Source organism: Pseudoalteromonas lipolytica, assembly GCF_001306915.1.
Classification (GTDB): Bacteria; Pseudomonadota; Gammaproteobacteria; order Enterobacterales; family Alteromonadaceae; genus Pseudoalteromonas; species Pseudoalteromonas simplex.
In genome coordinates this window covers 206,754-221,328 of the sequence record NZ_LJTC01000004.1, presented here as the reverse complement: position 1 = coordinate 221,328, position 14,575 = coordinate 206,754, and the positions used below count along the sequence as shown (strand labels likewise).

Here is a 14,575-nt window from a genome sequence, read left to right as displayed (position 1 = left end):
TAAATGTCGGCAAAAAATGGGTTATTCCTCAGCGATTAAATGCGCTGTAAGGTCAGCCCTTTCTTGCTCATTAAGTTTTTGCGAACATTTATTTGCGAAGTCATAACGTACTAGTACGGTTTTACCAACGGCACAGCAGTTATCTTGCTGCCAAGCCTCTTGGCGCAGTACAAATGAACTAGAGCCGATGTGCTCAACACTGGTTTTCACTGTGACATCGTGACCATAAAACAACTCACCGACAAAGCTTACTTCAACTTTAGCAATGATCAGTTTCCACTCATAAGGGTTTAAATCGGGCGTAAAAAACCTGAAAATAGGCGCTCGGGCGGCTTCAAACCATACAGGGAGTACGGTATTGTTGATGTGCCCTAGCACATCTGTTTCGCTAAAGCGTGGTGTGATAGTTTCAGTAAACATAGTAACCCTATAAAAAATATAAACTAAAGGTAGCTCATGACGGACTTTATTCGCGTATACGAAAACGCCCTCAGCAAAGAATTTTGCGACAACTTTATCACGGTATTTGAACAAAGCCCGCATTTAAAACAAGGCATTACCTCAGGCGGAGTGGATCTAGCGAAAAAAGACAGCCACGATTTATACCTTAATAATCACCCTGAATACGCTGAGCAACTTAAACACGTTCAACAAACGACCGCGGGTTACATCTTCAAGTACCTTGAAGAGCATATTTTTATGATGATTGGTGCCTTTGGTTTAAAAGTTTACCATCCGCAAACAGGCAAACCTGTTGACCTAACACAAGATAACTTTGAAGAAGTCGGCAAACCACAATTGCCGTTGCTCGTGCAGCAAATTTTCCGCATGGGTCCTATTCAAGCACAGAAATACGATATCAATAAAGGTGGCTACCCTTATTGGCATAGCGAGGTATACCCGCAAGCTGGCCACAACGAAGCTCTACATCGCGTGCTGTTATTTATGTTCTATTTAAATGATGTAGAAGAAGGTGGTGAAACTGAGTTTTACTATCAACAACGAAAAATATCACCTAAACAAGGCACTATGGTCGTAGCGCCAGGCTACTTTACTCACACGCACCGTGGTAATAAGCCAATTTCAAATGATAAGTATATTTTAACCTCGTGGGTCTTATTCAACCGCGCGGAACAAATATATGGCCAACCACAATCCTAGCGGTAATAAGCAGCCCACTCGGGCTGCTTATAACTTAGTTAAAGCTCAGCTTTAATCTGCCAGTAATTGATCAAATAAATCGAAAACCTTATCAAGCTCATCAATAGTGTTGTAATGCATACAACCAATGCGTACTACACCGCCGGTTTCTAATACACCTAGCTGCTTACATAGACCTTGTGCATAAAAGTTACCGTCCCACACGCAAATATGTTGCTTACCTAAAAATTCAGACACAACGCGTGGTTCGATGCCTTCAAACGTTAAAGCAAAAGTCGGTGTGCGTGAAGCTACGCGCTCTAGATCATCAATACCAAATAACTTAATGCGCGGGTAATCTGCTAAACGCGTTAAGAAATGCTTACTTAATGTCATTTCGTGCTGTTTAGTCATAGCAAATGCAGCAGCTAATTTATCTCGGCGTGAATGAGTATCATCAAGCTCACTAATTGCAGCAATGTAATCAACAGCAGCAATTAAGCCAGCTAGCGCTTCAAAGCTTTGTGTACCCGTTTCCCAGCGACCTGGCGCAACATCTTTTGCAGGTTCAACTTTATATGGTGTGAAACCTTCAAGGTGCTCTCGTTTGCCATAGACAATACCAAGGTGAGGACCAAAGAACTTATATGCAGAGCAGGCTAAGAAGTCACAATCAAGTGCTTGTACGTCTACTAGCTCATGAGGTGCATAATGTACGGCATCAACATAAACTAGCGCACCAACAGCATGTGCAAGCTCAACGATGCGTTTAATGTCATTAATTGAACCAGTGGTGTTTGATGCATATGTCACAGCAACAAGCTTTGTTTTGCTAGATAAAAGGCTTTCAAAATGTGCCATATCTAGGCTGCAATCAGCTTCGTTGATAAGGGTAGTTTTTACTGTCGCGCCTTTATCTTCAGCAGCTTGCTGCCAAGATGATACGTTTGAGAAGTGATCAGCATTGGTGACAATAATTTCATCATCAGCAGTCCAATCACGTGAGATGGCACGACTAAAGCTAAACGTTAAGCTTGTCATGTTTGCACCAAACACGATTTGCTCTTTAGATGGCGCATTTAATAAATCGGCTGCAGCTTGGCGAGCATTTGCCATTAACTCTACCGTTTTATCACTTGAGAAAAATGCACCGCCTAAGTTTGAGTTGAAGTAACCCAAATATGCACTCATAGCGCTTAGCACTGACTGTGGTACTTGCGAGCCACCTGGACCATCAAGGAAAATCGGTGACTGACCTGCAACTTGTTGCATAAGTGCAGGGAACTGGCGACGTAATTGCGTTAAGTTCATGGTTTACCCTTACGCAGTTAGTACGAAGCAATCAAGGTAACCTTCTTTGCTTGCGTCTAATTTATTCATTGGTGTAGCGTTGTGCCATACTTCACGGTCATTAATCAGTGCGAACATACCGTCTTTAATTTCCATTTTGAAACATGGTTCAGCTTGTTGGTGTTCATAAACAAGTAGCTCACCACCCTCTAGGTTTTCGTGTGATACACCACATACGCATACGTGATCAAAACCATCTTGATGAACACCTTCAGGTGCAGCTGGTGTGTCGCTGTCGATCGCAAGCATTCTGAACTGGTGAATTTCAATAACGCGATCATCGCTTATGCCTGTCATATCGCGAAATTGATTAACGATTTGCTTCATGCCATCAGTCGCTAATAAGCTATCTTCTAGATTTTCATAAGTACGCTCAACATTACCTTGGAAGGTATTGATTGAGTCATCTTGCACAAATGCTTTTGTTGGTTGTAGTTTTAATTCACCATCAACAACTTTGATTACTGAATAACGACGCTTACGAAATTCACCATCTGCGTATGGGTTTGCAGGTAGGTTAGCAAAAGAAGGCTTAACTGCGTCAATATGTGCTTGGCTTACAAAACGAAGCTGTAAAAGGTTCTGGTTGTTTAATGTAGTCATTTCGATCTCGCCTTAATACGTTGAGAATATTGGCGAGGATTTTAATGCAATTGGTAGGAAATTTTTGCGTTATTATGTAAACGCTGATGATGATTTATGTAGCTTTAAGATCGTATTTATAAATATTTTAGAAATTTTATCTAAAATAAAAAGCCCGCTAGAAGCGGGCTTTCTTGTCATTTAATTTAGCTAAAATTAAACAGCTTGCTGAACGATTACTTTGTCTGCCTTTTTAGTGTATTGAGGCATACGGTGGAAGTTCAGGTAACGATAAGTATCAGCTGCAGTTGCATTGATCTTATCTGCATACTCTTGGTACTCAGCAGGTGTAGGTAGTTTACCTAAGATTGCCGCTACTGCTGCAAGCTCAGCTGATGCTAAGAATACGTTAGCGCCAGTACCAAGACGGTTAGGGAAGTTACGCGTAGAGGTAGAAACAACTGTTGCTTTATCAGCAACACGTGCTTGGTTACCCATACATAGTGAACACCCTGGCGTTTCGATACGTGCACCTACGCGACCAAAGATACCGTAGTAACCTTCGTCAGTAAGCTGGTCTTTATCCATCTTCGTTGGTGGTGCAACCCAAAGTTGAGTTGGGATACGGCCACTGAAACCATCTAGTAGTTTACCTGCAGCACGGAAGTGACCGATGTTAGTCATACAAGAACCGATGAATACTTCGTCGATTTTCTCGCCTGTTACGTCTGAAAGAAGACGCGCATCATCTGGGTCATTTGGAGCACAAAGGATTGGCTCTTTGATGTCTGCAAGATCGATTTCAAGTACGTGCTTGTACTCTGCATCTGCATCAGCTTCCATAAGTTCTGGGTTAGCTAACCACTCTTGCATTGCTGTGATACGACGCTCAATAGTACGAACATCGCCGTAACCTTCAGAGATCATCCACTTAAGCATTACGATGTTTGACTCAAGGTATTCAGCGATAGACTCTTTAGAAAGTTTAACAGTACAACCTGCCGCTGAACGCTCAGCTGATGCATCAGAAAGTTCGAAAGCTTGCTCAACTGTTAGGTGCTCAACACCTTCGATTTCTAGTACGCGACCAGAGAATTCGTTGATCTTACCTTTCTTCTCAACTGTAAGAAGACCTTCTTTGATACCGTAGTAAGGGATAGCATGAACTAGGTCACGTAGTGTGATACCTGGCTGCATTTCACCTTTGAAACGTACTAAGATTGACTCAGGCATATCAAGAGGCATTACACCTGTTGCTGCTGCGAATGCTACCGCACCTGAACCCGCTGGGAATGAAATACCTAGAGGGAAACGAGTATGTGAGTCACCACCAGTACCTACTGTATCTGGTAATAACATACGGTTTAACCATGAGTGGATTACACCGTCACCAGGACGTAGTGATACACCGCCACGGTTCATGATGAAATCAGGAAGTGTGTGGTGAGTGTTTACGTCGATTGGCTTAGGATAAGCTGATGTATGACAGAAAGACTGCATTGTTAAGTCTGCAGAGAAACCTAAACACGCAAGGTCTTTAAGTTCGTCACGTGTCATAGGACCTGTTGTATCTTGCGAACCAACAGTTGTCATTTTCGGCTCACAGTATTGACCAGGACGTACGCCAGGCATGTTACATGCTTTACCAACCATCTTCTGAGCTAATGTGAAGCCTTTACCAGAGTCAGTTACAAGCGCAGGCTTACGGAAGATATCTTCTGCTTCCATACCTAGTGATGCACGTGCTTTATCAGTTAAACCACGACCAATGATCAGTGGAATACGACCACCAGCACGCACTTCATCAAGAATTACGTCTGATTTAAGAGAGAAAGTCGAGATTACTTCATCAGTACCGTGACGCTTAACAACACCTTCGTATGGGAAGATATCGATTTGGTCACCCATGTTTAGCTCATCAACAGGTAGTTCGATTGGTAATGCACCAGAGTCTTCCATTGTGTTGAAGAAGATAGGAGCGATTTTACCGCCTAAACATACACCACCAACGCGTTTGTTCGGTACGTGAGGAATATCATCACCCATGAACCAAAGTACAGAGTTAGTTGCAGATTTACGAGATGAACCCGTACCAACTACATCACCAACGTATGCAAGAGGTAAACCTTTCGTTTTAAGCTCTTCTAGTTGTGAGATTGGACCAACTTCACCTGGCTTTTCAGGATTGATACCATCACGTTCGTTCTTCAGCATTGCTAAAGCGTGTAGTGGAATATCAGGGCGAGACCATGCATCTGGAGCAGGTGAAAGATCATCAGTATTTGTTTCGCCAGTTACTTTGAATACGGTAACTGAGATTTTTTCAGCAACTGCAGGCTTGTTCACAAACCACTCAGCATTTGCCCAAGATTCGATTACTTGCTTAGCAAATTCGTTACCCGCTTTCGCTTTTTCTTCTACATCATAAAAAGCATCAAACATTAATAGTGTGTTTGATAAACCTTTAACAACGATTGGCGCTAACGCTTCGTCATCTAAAAGGTCAATCATAGGCGCGATGTTGTAACCACCTAGCATAGTACCAAGTAGCTCAGCTGCTTTTTCTTTTGATACAAGTGGAGAGCTCGCTTCACCTTTTGCAACTGCAGCCAAGAAACCTGCTTTGATATAAGCAGCATCATCAACACCTGGTGGTACACGGTTAACTAGAAGATCAACGATAAACTCTTCTTCACCTGCCGGTGGATTTTTGATTAATTCAATAAGATCAGCCGTTTGCTGAGCATCTAATGGCGCTGGTACGATACCTAACGCGGCACGTTCTTCTACGTGTTTACGATATTCTTGTAGCACAATATTGCCCTCTTGGTGACGTGAAAGTACTCGGTAGTATTAAGCTAAATACCAATTAAGACCCAGTACTTATAGTATTCTGACAGTTAATTATAAAGCTTTTAAGTATAGATGAAAATCCATGCGGTAAGTAAGGAGTTTAATAGTCACTATAAATATCATGAATAGTACTAGAAAAAAACGCTATTCAAATGAATATTTATTAAGAATCATTCCTATCTAACCAATTCCTAGTACTTAGAAAAGAAAAAACCCAGCACTAGGCTGGGTTTTTAAAATTTGCGTAAAGAGTTAGATTAACGCTCTACTTTAACACGTTCAATGACAGTTACTTTCGCTTCAACACGACGGTTTTCGGCGTGAGCTTCTGGTGTGTTAGCTGGGTTTTTAAGACGCTCTTCACCCATACCAACAGTAGTTAGACGCATTGGATCAATGCCATCTTCGATTAGTTTCTTAGCAACCGCATCAGCACGTTTCTTAGATAACCACTTATTGTAGTCAGCTTTACCTACTGATGAAGAATGACCTTCAAGCACTACGTCAGTACCTGGGTGCTCTTTTAAGAATGCTGCTGCAGCATCAATATCATCTAGGTATTGTTGAGATACTTTAGATGTGTTGTTAGGGAACGTGATTAGTAAGCTCTTAGTTACTTCACGATCTTCATATAGCGTACAACCAGTGCCATCAACAGCGTCAGTCATTGGTGTATTTGCACATTGATCGTCTGCATCAGGGATATTATCGCCATCGCTATCTACTGGTTCTACAGCAACAGGAACAACCGTAGGAGCAGGCTCTACAGGCTCAGCTGGCGCGCTTTGAGCACCGAAGATGTAGCTAAGACCTAATTTAGCACCCACATCTGTATAACCACGGTCTAGACCTTGGTATAAAGACGTTTCTGCATTAAATGCGAAATGCTCTGTAAAGTAGTGTTGATAACCTGCACCCACATTAGCAAACATTAAATCTTCATCAACCGCATCAAGATTTTTTAAACCAAAAATACCGTAGAAAGGACCACCACCAAAGTGGTAAAGACCATCAATACCGTAACGCTTACCACTTTCTGAACCACTCATCGACGTACCGTCGTTTAATTCAGCTTTCCAGTCAAAATCCATATCAGCGTATTCTAGACGCGCACTCCAGTAATCACTGAAGCGGTAACCTAACTCTAGACCCCAGCCTGTTGAATCATCAACATCAAGACCGCCTGGTGCGTAGTCACGAACATTTTCCCATGAATTATCATAGTAATCGCCAAACGCACCAATATAAAAACCTTGCTTTTCAGCAGCGAAGCTAGAAGCACTTGTTGCAGCAAGAGCTAAAGCTATAGTTAGTGATTTTAGTTTCATGTTTCCTTCCCTTCCATTTAAGTAACTAAAGGCTGTGTAGCCTAAACTCTGTCAAGATAGATGATGAGTAATTAATCCAAACTTAATAAACTAAAACTACAATAAATTTGTTAATTTCAAAACACCACCTAAAAAAGTGACGTTTAGCACCGTCGAAATGCCATAGAATGGCATACCAAATTAACAGTGCTCAAAAAACTCTAATTTACCTAGTGATAATTACACGAGATAACAATAAGAACATAGTACAATAATCACCCATTTGCTGCGATGATTCAAATCAATATAAGTGTACCTTATTTTTATACCATGCCGTATACCTTTAAGAGTATCGCGTTTATTAAAAAAGTAAATGCGTTTTTAAGGTATAAAAAAAGCTGAACCATAAAAATAGTTCAGCTTTAATCTCAAGATTATTAATAAATTACAATAAGCTAATAGTAATCTATTACTTACGCATAACCTTTACACGTTCAACCGTACTAATTTGTGCTTCAACACGACGATTTTCTGCATGCGCTTCAAGCGTATATGCTTTGTTCTTCAGGCGTTCTTCACCATAACCAACCGTAGAGATTCTATCTGATGAGATACCGTCTTTAACTAACTCTTCAGCTACATCTTTAGCACGTTTTTCAGAAAGCTTCATGTTGTAATCCGCATCACCAACTGCTGATGCATGACCTTCAAGAACAACTGATGTGCCTTCGTTTTCTTTCATAAATGCTGCAACATCAGCAATATCGCTGAAGTATTTATTTGGTACCTCTGCAACATCATGCGGGAAAGTAACTAGTAAAGTGATTGTTGCCTCTTTTTCTTCATAAAGAGTACAGCCCTTGCTATCTACCGCATCAGTCATTGGTGTATTTGCGCATTGGTCATCAGCGTCCATTACGCCATCGTTATCGCTATCTGTAGGTCCACTTACTACAGGAGCTGGCTCAACAGGAGCCGCAGAGCTGCTTTGATCACCAAAGATATAGCTTAAACCTAACTTAGCACCCACATCGGTATAACCACGATCAAGGCCTTGGTACAAAGAAGTTTCGGCATTGAAAGCAAAGTTATCTGTGAAGTAGTGTTGGTAGCCAGCACCAACGTTTGCAAACATTAAATCCTCATCAACAGCATCAAGGTTTTTCAAACCAAAAATACCGTAAAATGGGCCACCACCGAAGTGATATAAACCATCAATACCGTAACGCTTACCACTTTCAGAACCGCTCATCGATGTGCCATCGTTTAGTTCAGCGGTCCAGTCAAAATCCATATCAGCATATTCTAAGCGAGCACTCCAGTAATCGCTAAAGCGATAACCCAGCTCTAAACCCCAGCCTGTTGAATCATCAACATCAAGGCCGCCTGGTGCGTAATCGCGAACATTTTCCCATGAATTATCATAGTAATCGCCAAATGCGCCGATATAAAAACCTTGTTTCTCAGCAGCAAATGTTGAAGCACTAGTTGCAGCAAGTGCCAAAGCTATAGTCAGTGATTTCAGTTTCATTGTTTCCTTCCCATTTTCATAATAAAGCTCGTAAGAGCTCGTATTTTTTGAGTAATCAAAACTTTAACAATACAAAAAACGATTAGTTACTTTGCATTGACATTCAACTTATTAATTAATCCATAACTATTAAGGTACTAATAATAGCCTAGCCTAATTTCGTAGATAAGCGATTAAATGTATGACCAAACCAGCTTCGAATACCGTATGAGATCATCTTTTAAAGCAATAGATTAGCCTAAAATCTATAATACCACCGCCTATTAGAGCGCTCAATCAGCATACAGTTAAATTCAATAAATAGGAATTTTCCTAGTTAATTTAAATGACTAGGTCCCACAAAAAGTTTGATAATTTTTATCATAATCTTTTGGGGCCTGAAGCCATTCAAATTGACGCTCATCGTAAACATATGGATCGTTAAATGCTTCTAAAAAGGCGTCTTTTAATGAACTTTCTCCCGATGCTTCGTATTCCGCTAGGATCATTTCAATAGTATGATTACGTGGAATGACTGCAGGATTAACAGCGCGCATAGTTTCATAACTTTTAGACGAAGTCCTCACGATCCACTTTTTATGCCACTCTTTTAAACTAGTTGGAATTGCAAAATCCGCAAGTAAAGATTCAGTCAGAGCATTGAAAGTATTAGTATAATCGAGCTGATGTTGCTTCATTAAACCTAGCAACTCTGAAACTAAAGCATGATCGCCTTCGTGCTGACCAGCTAATCCTAATTTCTGCTGCCACATAGTATTAAATGCATCATTAAATTTAGCTGCAAAGCCATTTACAACCGGTGAGAGTTGTTCGACGGCACTCTCTTGATCAGCAAATAACGGAATTAAGCTTTCAGCCAAGCGTGCAATATTCCAATTAGCAATATTCGGTTGATTTCCAAATGCATAACGCCCTTGATGGTCAATCGAACTAAATACCGTGTCTAGGTCAAACTGATTCATCATCGCACAAGGGCCATAGTCAATGGTTTCACCACTAATCAAGGTATTATCTGTGTTCATCACACCGTGTATAAAGCCAATTCGCATCCAACTGATAACCAGCTCTATTTGTTTATCTAGCGCGGCGGTTAAAAACTCAATATATCGTTGCTCGCCAGCACTGCTAATGCCTGGGTAGTGGCAGTTAATTGCGTAATCGACCAGCTTTTCTAGTCCTTCTATATCACCTTGTGTAGCTAAGTATTGAAATGAACCAACACGGATGTGACTTTTAGCTAGGCGAGTAACAACTGCCCCCGGGCGTGGTGGCTGACGATATACCGTTTCGCCAGTTGTAACCACAGCTAAACAGCGCGTAGTTGCGATGCCAAGCGCATGAAGTGCCTCACTCATAATGTACTCTCGAACAGCTGGACCAATGGCACAGCGACCATCACCACCACGTGAGAATACTGTTGCTCCAGCGCCTTTTAGCTGCAAGTCCCACAATGTGCCATCTTTATCTGCAATAGCACCAAGTAAATGCGCTCTACCATCACCAAGACGCGGTGAAAAATGACCAAATTGATGACCTGAGTAACCAAGAGCAACCGGCGCAACGTCGTTATCTATCGTTGAACCAGATAGCAATTTAGCTAAAAATTCGCTGTCGTGTTTAATTGCGAAATTATCAGCTAGCTTGTCATTAAATAGCAGTAATTGCGGCTCGGCAACGGCGCTCGGCATATCCTTGATAGCAAGTAGTTCACTAATATCTGTGTATCGAGTTTGCAGTTTCATAACTGTCCTTAACGTGTTGCGACACCCACACGATTATCGCCTACACCATAGGCCACTAGTTGGCTTAGTGCCTGCAGGCTGTAACCGCTTTGCTGTTGTAATTCGTTGAAAAAATCTTGCGCTGCTTGCAGTGACTTTTTAGTTTGTAAGCCGCCATCTATCAACTCATGGGCACGCAAATAGGCTTCTACATCCCGAGAAAGTAAAAAAGTATCTTTACCAAGCGCTCGTAAAGCGTATGGGCCAGTATTTCCCCCTAAACGCGCACCATGCTTTTTAAGATAAGCCCACAAACCAATAATATTGTCAGTAGGCCAATCTGCAATAAATTGGCTAAAGCTGCCATGCTTCTCAGCAACTTCGTGGATCATGTACGCATTTTCTGGGATCGTTTGTACTTTTTTAAAATTACGAACAATTCGCTCATCACTGGCTTTTTGCTCGAGCATATCTGGCGGCATCATCAACAATTTTTCTACACTGAAATCCCAAAACACATCACGAAAACCAGCCCATTTATTATTGATAACAGACCAATAAAAACCGCTTTGAAAGACTTTACGCGTGAACTCTTCTAACCATAAATCGTCATGCATTTTAGCAATATCAGCATCGTCGAGCGGGTTTGATAACAGTGCTTGCAGCATTTCTTCACTGCCCTTTCGAGATACGGCTCGTTGATAAATATCGTTAAATTTTTCCATCATTTTTCCAATTGATTTGGTTAGCGCTAAGTGTACGTAAAAACACGGTTATACGTAACCATGTTGCAAATTCGGTCACTAAAAAACAAATTCCTCGCCTTGACACCTAGACGGCTAAAATGCTTTAATCGCTGCAAATACCCTATTTAAGTATGTTGGCTTTAACCTTTAAAGCGAGCATAAAGGGCTGGAAGAGGTGCGTTATTCAGGTAGCGTATGGGAAGAGCACAGACTCTGTTGATCATACGTGAGGGGAATTAACGCCGAGAAGTAACACCGTTTGTGAGGTGCTTATTTCGGGCGACTGGGCTGAATCCCAGCGACTGTCACCAACAATAGCAAAGTGCTATTGATTAGTTTGGTGGAGAGCTTCTGGTCTTAGTATAATAAGGCCGTCGCGTCTTTATTATTTTAAGCCCATTCGCTCTTCGAATTATACCTTGTTCGAACGACGACATGCGGCTCCATTCAAATGTTCCCGCATAAACTCTTCGAATACCTTATAAGTTCGTGAGAGATGATCAACAATTTTGATTTAAACGACTATCCATTATGGACAGCGCTTGTCACGCCATTTTCTGAATCTGGCGAGGTCGATTACACGGCCCTTGAACAACTGGTCGCAGAGCAACAAGATGCAAATAACGGCATTTTATTGCTTGGCAGTACCGGTGAAGGACTGGCGCTTTCACTCAAAGAGCAACAAGCCATCGTTGAGCATGTTTGCCAATTAGCACCGAGTGTACCACTCATGGTTGCTGTGGGCGGCATGAACCTCAAACAACAAGTTGCTTGGGTTGAATACTGCAACCAACTACCTATTCATGGCTATCTATTGGGTTCACCTCTGTATGCAAAACCTGGGGTTGTTGGCCAAACGCATTGGTTTGAAAGCCTACTAAACGCAAGTAACCACCCTTGTATGCTGTATAACGTACCTGGACGCAGTGCAGTTGAGATTTCACCGCAGGTGATCAAAAACCTTGCTGACCACAAAAATCTTTGGGCTTTAAAAGAAGCCAGTGGCGACATTAGCAAATTTGAAGGCTTTAGAACGGCATCGCCAACACTGGCCATATTTAGTGGCGATGATGCTCTTATGCCGTATTTTGCTCAAGCTGGAGCAAAAGGTTTAGTTTCGGTTGCCGCGAATGCTTGGCCGAGTCAAACCCATGAGTTTGTTAAACGCAGTTTAAGTGGTCAATACCCAAATCTATTCACCGATTGGTCGCAAGCGATTCAAAGTTTATTCGCTGTGGCAAATCCAATCCCCGTAAAAGTACTGATGCACCTGCAAGGTAAAATAAATACCCCGCATTTACGTCCGCCGCTTACGCATTTAGAGCTTGAGCAAACAGACAGCATCACCCACGCAAACAACACAATTTTATCTTGGAACTAAAAACAGGTTTTATCATGAGCTGGTTAGAATTATTAAACAACTTAGAATCAGGCGCAGTTCGCGCGGCAACACAAGACGAGAACGGCAACTGGCACGCCAATGTTGAAGTTAAACAAGGCATTTTAGAAGCCTTTAAAAATGGCACAAACACTGAGTTCCCGGGTGGTTTTGTTGATAAGCACAACTTAGCTCCACAAGGCTTTGCAGCCGATGCTGGCGTGCGTATGGTACCAGGTGGTAGCAGTGTTCGTCGTGGCGCACACGTTGCTAAAGGCACCATTATCATGCCACCAGCATATGTAAATATTGGCGCGTTCATCGACGAAGGCACGATGGTCGACAGCCACGCATTAGTGGGTTCATGCGCACAAGTGGGTAAAAATGTTCATCTAAGTGCAGCAGTACAATTAGGTGGTGTGCTTGAGCCAATTGGTGCCAGCCCTGTGGTTATTGAAGATGACGCATTCATCGGTGCAGGCTGCGTTATTGTTGAAGGTGTGGTTGTGAAAAAAGGTGCTGTACTTGCGCCGGGTGTACGTTTATCGGCAACCATTCCTGTTTACGATTGCGTTAATGAGCGCCAGCTAGACAAAGGTGAAGCCATCCCAGAAAACGCGATTGTGATCCCAGGCTCTCGCCCAGCTTCAAATGCATGGGCTCGTGAACAAGGTCTTAGCATGTCGTGTGCATTGATCGTGAAATACCGTGATGAACAAAGCGATGCATCATTACTGTTAGAAGAGGTTTTACGTTAATGAGCTTTTTGAGCACGCATATCAAGCAAGCGGTTGAGCAAGTTTCAGCGCATCTTGATACGCCATTTTTTATCTATGATTTAGATAAATTAACTGCACATTTAAATCAACTGACTGCGCAAACCGATGTGAAACTTTGGTATGCCGTTAAGGCCAACCCGTTGTCTCGCATTATTCAATGTTTAGACAGCGCAGGATTTAACTTTGATGTTGCAAGTAAAGGTGAACTTGAGCAAGTACTTGCCCAAGGCATCGATAGCGAGCGCGTGCTCAACACTGGGCCTGCAAAGAGCCCTAAACAAATTTCACATTTTATTGCTCGCGGCGTACGTACTTTTGTCGCCGAGAGCATTAACCAAGTGCGCTGGTTAAACGAACAAGCAACAAAAGCAAATTGTCAGCTGCAAGTTCTATTGCGTGTTCAACTTCGTTGGCCAGACAGCGAAAAGAATCCACTTGGCGGCGATAGTCTTACTCCTTTTGGTTTGGGCTGCGATGAGTGGCAAGCACTCACTGCAAGTGATTACCCTGCTCTTAGCTTTGATGGTCTGCATATTTTCCAATGGGGCAATATGCTGAGCACTGACAAGCTCGCCGAGCTATGGCGCGCGATGATTGCGCCACTGCAACAGCTAGCACGCTCATTAAACATTAACCTTAATATTCTCGACTTAGGGGGTGGCTTAGGCATTCCTTATACTCAAGATGCTAACCGACTCGATTGGTCTGCACTTATTGAGACTTTGGCTAGCATTAAAGCAGATGCCGGTGTCAAAGAGCTTTGGATGGAACTTGGCCGCTATGCGGTGGGCGAATGCGGCCATTACGCAACGCCAGTGGTTGAGCGTAAAGTAAATTACAATCAACAGCAGGTGATTTTATCAGGCGGTATTAACCATTTACTTCGCCCAGCTGTGACAAGCCAAGATTTCCCTGCGGCCTTACTTCGCGAATCGACGGCTGAGCCTGCGGCAATGACTTTATACGGCCCGCTTTGCACCGCCCTTGATTGCTTAGGTGAGCACCAATTAGCGAGCGATTTAAATGAGCAAGACTGGTTGGTATTCAGCCAATGTGGCGCGTATGGCTTTACCGAAAGTATGCCGTACTTTTTATGCCACGAATTAGCCGCTGAATACATCCTTGAACAAGGCAATATTGAGTGCATTCGTAGCGCTGAAGATGCCAGCTATTATTTAAGGTAATCGC

At 42.4% G+C, this 14,575-nt stretch carries 12 protein-coding genes and 1 riboswitch; of the genes, 4 read left to right on the top strand and 8 right to left on the bottom strand.

Features of this window, described 5'->3' with window-relative positions:
* Nucleotides 1–21: 21 nt before the first annotated feature.
* Complete coding sequence (locus AOG27_RS07600; RefSeq protein ID WP_054552415.1) at nt 22–420, bottom strand: acyl-CoA thioesterase; 399 nt, start codon at nt 418–420, stop codon at nt 22–24.
* Between the two features lie 36 nt (nt 421–456).
* Here AOG27_RS07600 and AOG27_RS07595 point away from each other — a divergent pair, with 36 nt between their 5' ends.
* The gene (locus AOG27_RS07595) at nt 457–1,161 is read left to right on the top strand and encodes a 2OG-Fe(II) oxygenase (protein WP_054552414.1); all 705 of its coding nucleotides are present in this window, start codon (nt 457–459) and stop codon (nt 1,159–1,161) included.
* Nucleotides 1,162–1,212: 51 nt separating this feature from the next.
* On the opposite strand, the gene AOG27_RS07590 is transcribed toward AOG27_RS07595, so the two are convergent.
* The 7 genes from AOG27_RS07590 to AOG27_RS07560 all read right to left on the bottom strand — a co-directional run bounded on the left by AOG27_RS07590 (nt 1,213) and on the right by AOG27_RS07560 (nt 11,209).
* Nucleotides 1,213–2,451, bottom strand: coding sequence for a cysteine desulfurase-like protein (locus AOG27_RS07590; RefSeq protein WP_054552413.1), 1,239 nt, complete (start codon nt 2,449–2,451; stop codon nt 1,213–1,215).
* A gap of 9 nt (nt 2,452–2,460) precedes the next feature.
* A complete protein-coding gene (locus AOG27_RS07585; RefSeq protein WP_054552412.1) occupies nt 2,461–3,093 on the bottom strand; it encodes a 2OG-Fe dioxygenase family protein in 633 nt (210 codons plus the stop codon).
* A 195-nt stretch (nt 3,094–3,288) separates the two neighbouring features.
* Entirely contained in the window at nt 3,289–5,886 is a 2,598-nt protein-coding gene (gene acnB / locus AOG27_RS07580; RefSeq protein ID WP_054552411.1) for a bifunctional aconitate hydratase 2/2-methylisocitrate dehydratase, read from the bottom strand.
* A 296-nt stretch (nt 5,887–6,182) separates the two neighbouring features.
* A complete protein-coding gene (locus AOG27_RS07575) occupies nt 6,183–7,253 on the bottom strand; it encodes an OmpA family protein (protein ID WP_054552410.1) in 1,071 nt (356 codons plus the stop codon).
* 448 nt (nt 7,254–7,701) lie between these two features.
* Nucleotides 7,702–8,763 (bottom strand): OmpA family protein, encoded by a 1,062-nt coding sequence (locus AOG27_RS07570; protein WP_054552409.1) that lies wholly within the window; start codon nt 8,761–8,763, stop codon nt 7,702–7,704.
* 329 nt (nt 8,764–9,092) lie between these two features.
* Nucleotides 9,093–10,505: a protein adenylyltransferase SelO gene (locus AOG27_RS07565; RefSeq protein WP_054552408.1), complete on the bottom strand. Its 1,413-nt coding sequence runs from the start codon at nt 10,503–10,505 to the stop codon at nt 9,093–9,095.
* Nucleotides 10,506–10,513: 8 nt separating this feature from the next.
* Nucleotides 10,514–11,209: a DNA-3-methyladenine glycosylase I gene (locus AOG27_RS07560; protein ID WP_054552407.1), complete on the bottom strand. Its 696-nt coding sequence runs from the start codon at nt 11,207–11,209 to the stop codon at nt 10,514–10,516.
* Between the two features lie 183 nt (nt 11,210–11,392).
* Nucleotides 11,393–11,589: riboswitch (Lysine riboswitch) on the top strand.
* A 137-nt stretch (nt 11,590–11,726) separates the two neighbouring features.
* On the opposite strand from AOG27_RS07560, the gene dapA reads away from it, so the two are divergent.
* From dapA to AOG27_RS07545, 3 genes are read left to right on the top strand one after another with little or no spacing between them, the layout of a single operon-like run.
* The gene (gene dapA / locus AOG27_RS07555; RefSeq protein ID WP_054552406.1) at nt 11,727–12,611 is read left to right on the top strand and encodes a 4-hydroxy-tetrahydrodipicolinate synthase; all 885 of its coding nucleotides are present in this window, start codon (nt 11,727–11,729) and stop codon (nt 12,609–12,611) included.
* Nucleotides 12,612–12,625: 14 nt separating this feature from the next.
* Nucleotides 12,626–13,366, top strand: a complete 741-nt coding sequence (locus AOG27_RS07550) for a 2,3,4,5-tetrahydropyridine-2,6-dicarboxylate N-succinyltransferase (RefSeq protein WP_054552405.1) — start codon at nt 12,626–12,628, stop codon at nt 13,364–13,366.
* Nucleotides 13,366–14,571 (top strand): PLP-dependent decarboxylase, encoded by a 1,206-nt coding sequence (locus AOG27_RS07545; protein WP_054552404.1) that lies wholly within the window; start codon nt 13,366–13,368, stop codon nt 14,569–14,571. The genes AOG27_RS07550 and AOG27_RS07545 overlap by 1 nt, the downstream gene beginning before the upstream one ends.
* Nucleotides 14,572–14,575: the final 4 nt, after the last annotated feature.

Excerpts from the sequence above, each read along its gene's own strand:
- AOG27_RS07560 (WP_054552407.1), bottom strand. The coding sequence starts at position 11,209 with ATGGAAAAATTTAACGATATTTATCAACGAGCCGTATCTCGAAAGGGC.
- AOG27_RS07565 (WP_054552408.1), bottom strand. The coding sequence starts at position 10,505 with ATGAAACTGCAAACTCGATACACAGATATTAGTGAACTACTTGCTATC.
- AOG27_RS07600 (WP_054552415.1), bottom strand. The coding sequence starts at position 420 with ATGTTTACTGAAACTATCACACCACGCTTTAGCGAAACAGATGTGCTA.
- dapA (WP_054552406.1), top strand. The coding sequence starts at position 11,727 with ATGATCAACAATTTTGATTTAAACGACTATCCATTATGGACAGCGCTT.
- AOG27_RS07575 (WP_054552410.1), bottom strand. The coding sequence starts at position 7,253 with ATGAAACTAAAATCACTAACTATAGCTTTAGCTCTTGCTGCAACAAGT.
- AOG27_RS07545 (WP_054552404.1), top strand. The coding sequence starts at position 13,366 with ATGAGCTTTTTGAGCACGCATATCAAGCAAGCGGTTGAGCAAGTTTCA.
- AOG27_RS07595 (WP_054552414.1), top strand. The coding sequence starts at position 457 with ATGACGGACTTTATTCGCGTATACGAAAACGCCCTCAGCAAAGAATTT.
- AOG27_RS07550 (WP_054552405.1), top strand. The coding sequence starts at position 12,626 with ATGAGCTGGTTAGAATTATTAAACAACTTAGAATCAGGCGCAGTTCGC.
- AOG27_RS07590 (WP_054552413.1), bottom strand. The coding sequence starts at position 2,451 with ATGAACTTAACGCAATTACGTCGCCAGTTCCCTGCACTTATGCAACAA.
- AOG27_RS07570 (WP_054552409.1), bottom strand. The coding sequence starts at position 8,763 with ATGAAACTGAAATCACTGACTATAGCTTTGGCACTTGCTGCAACTAGT.
- AOG27_RS07585 (WP_054552412.1), bottom strand. The coding sequence starts at position 3,093 with ATGACTACATTAAACAACCAGAACCTTTTACAGCTTCGTTTTGTAAGC.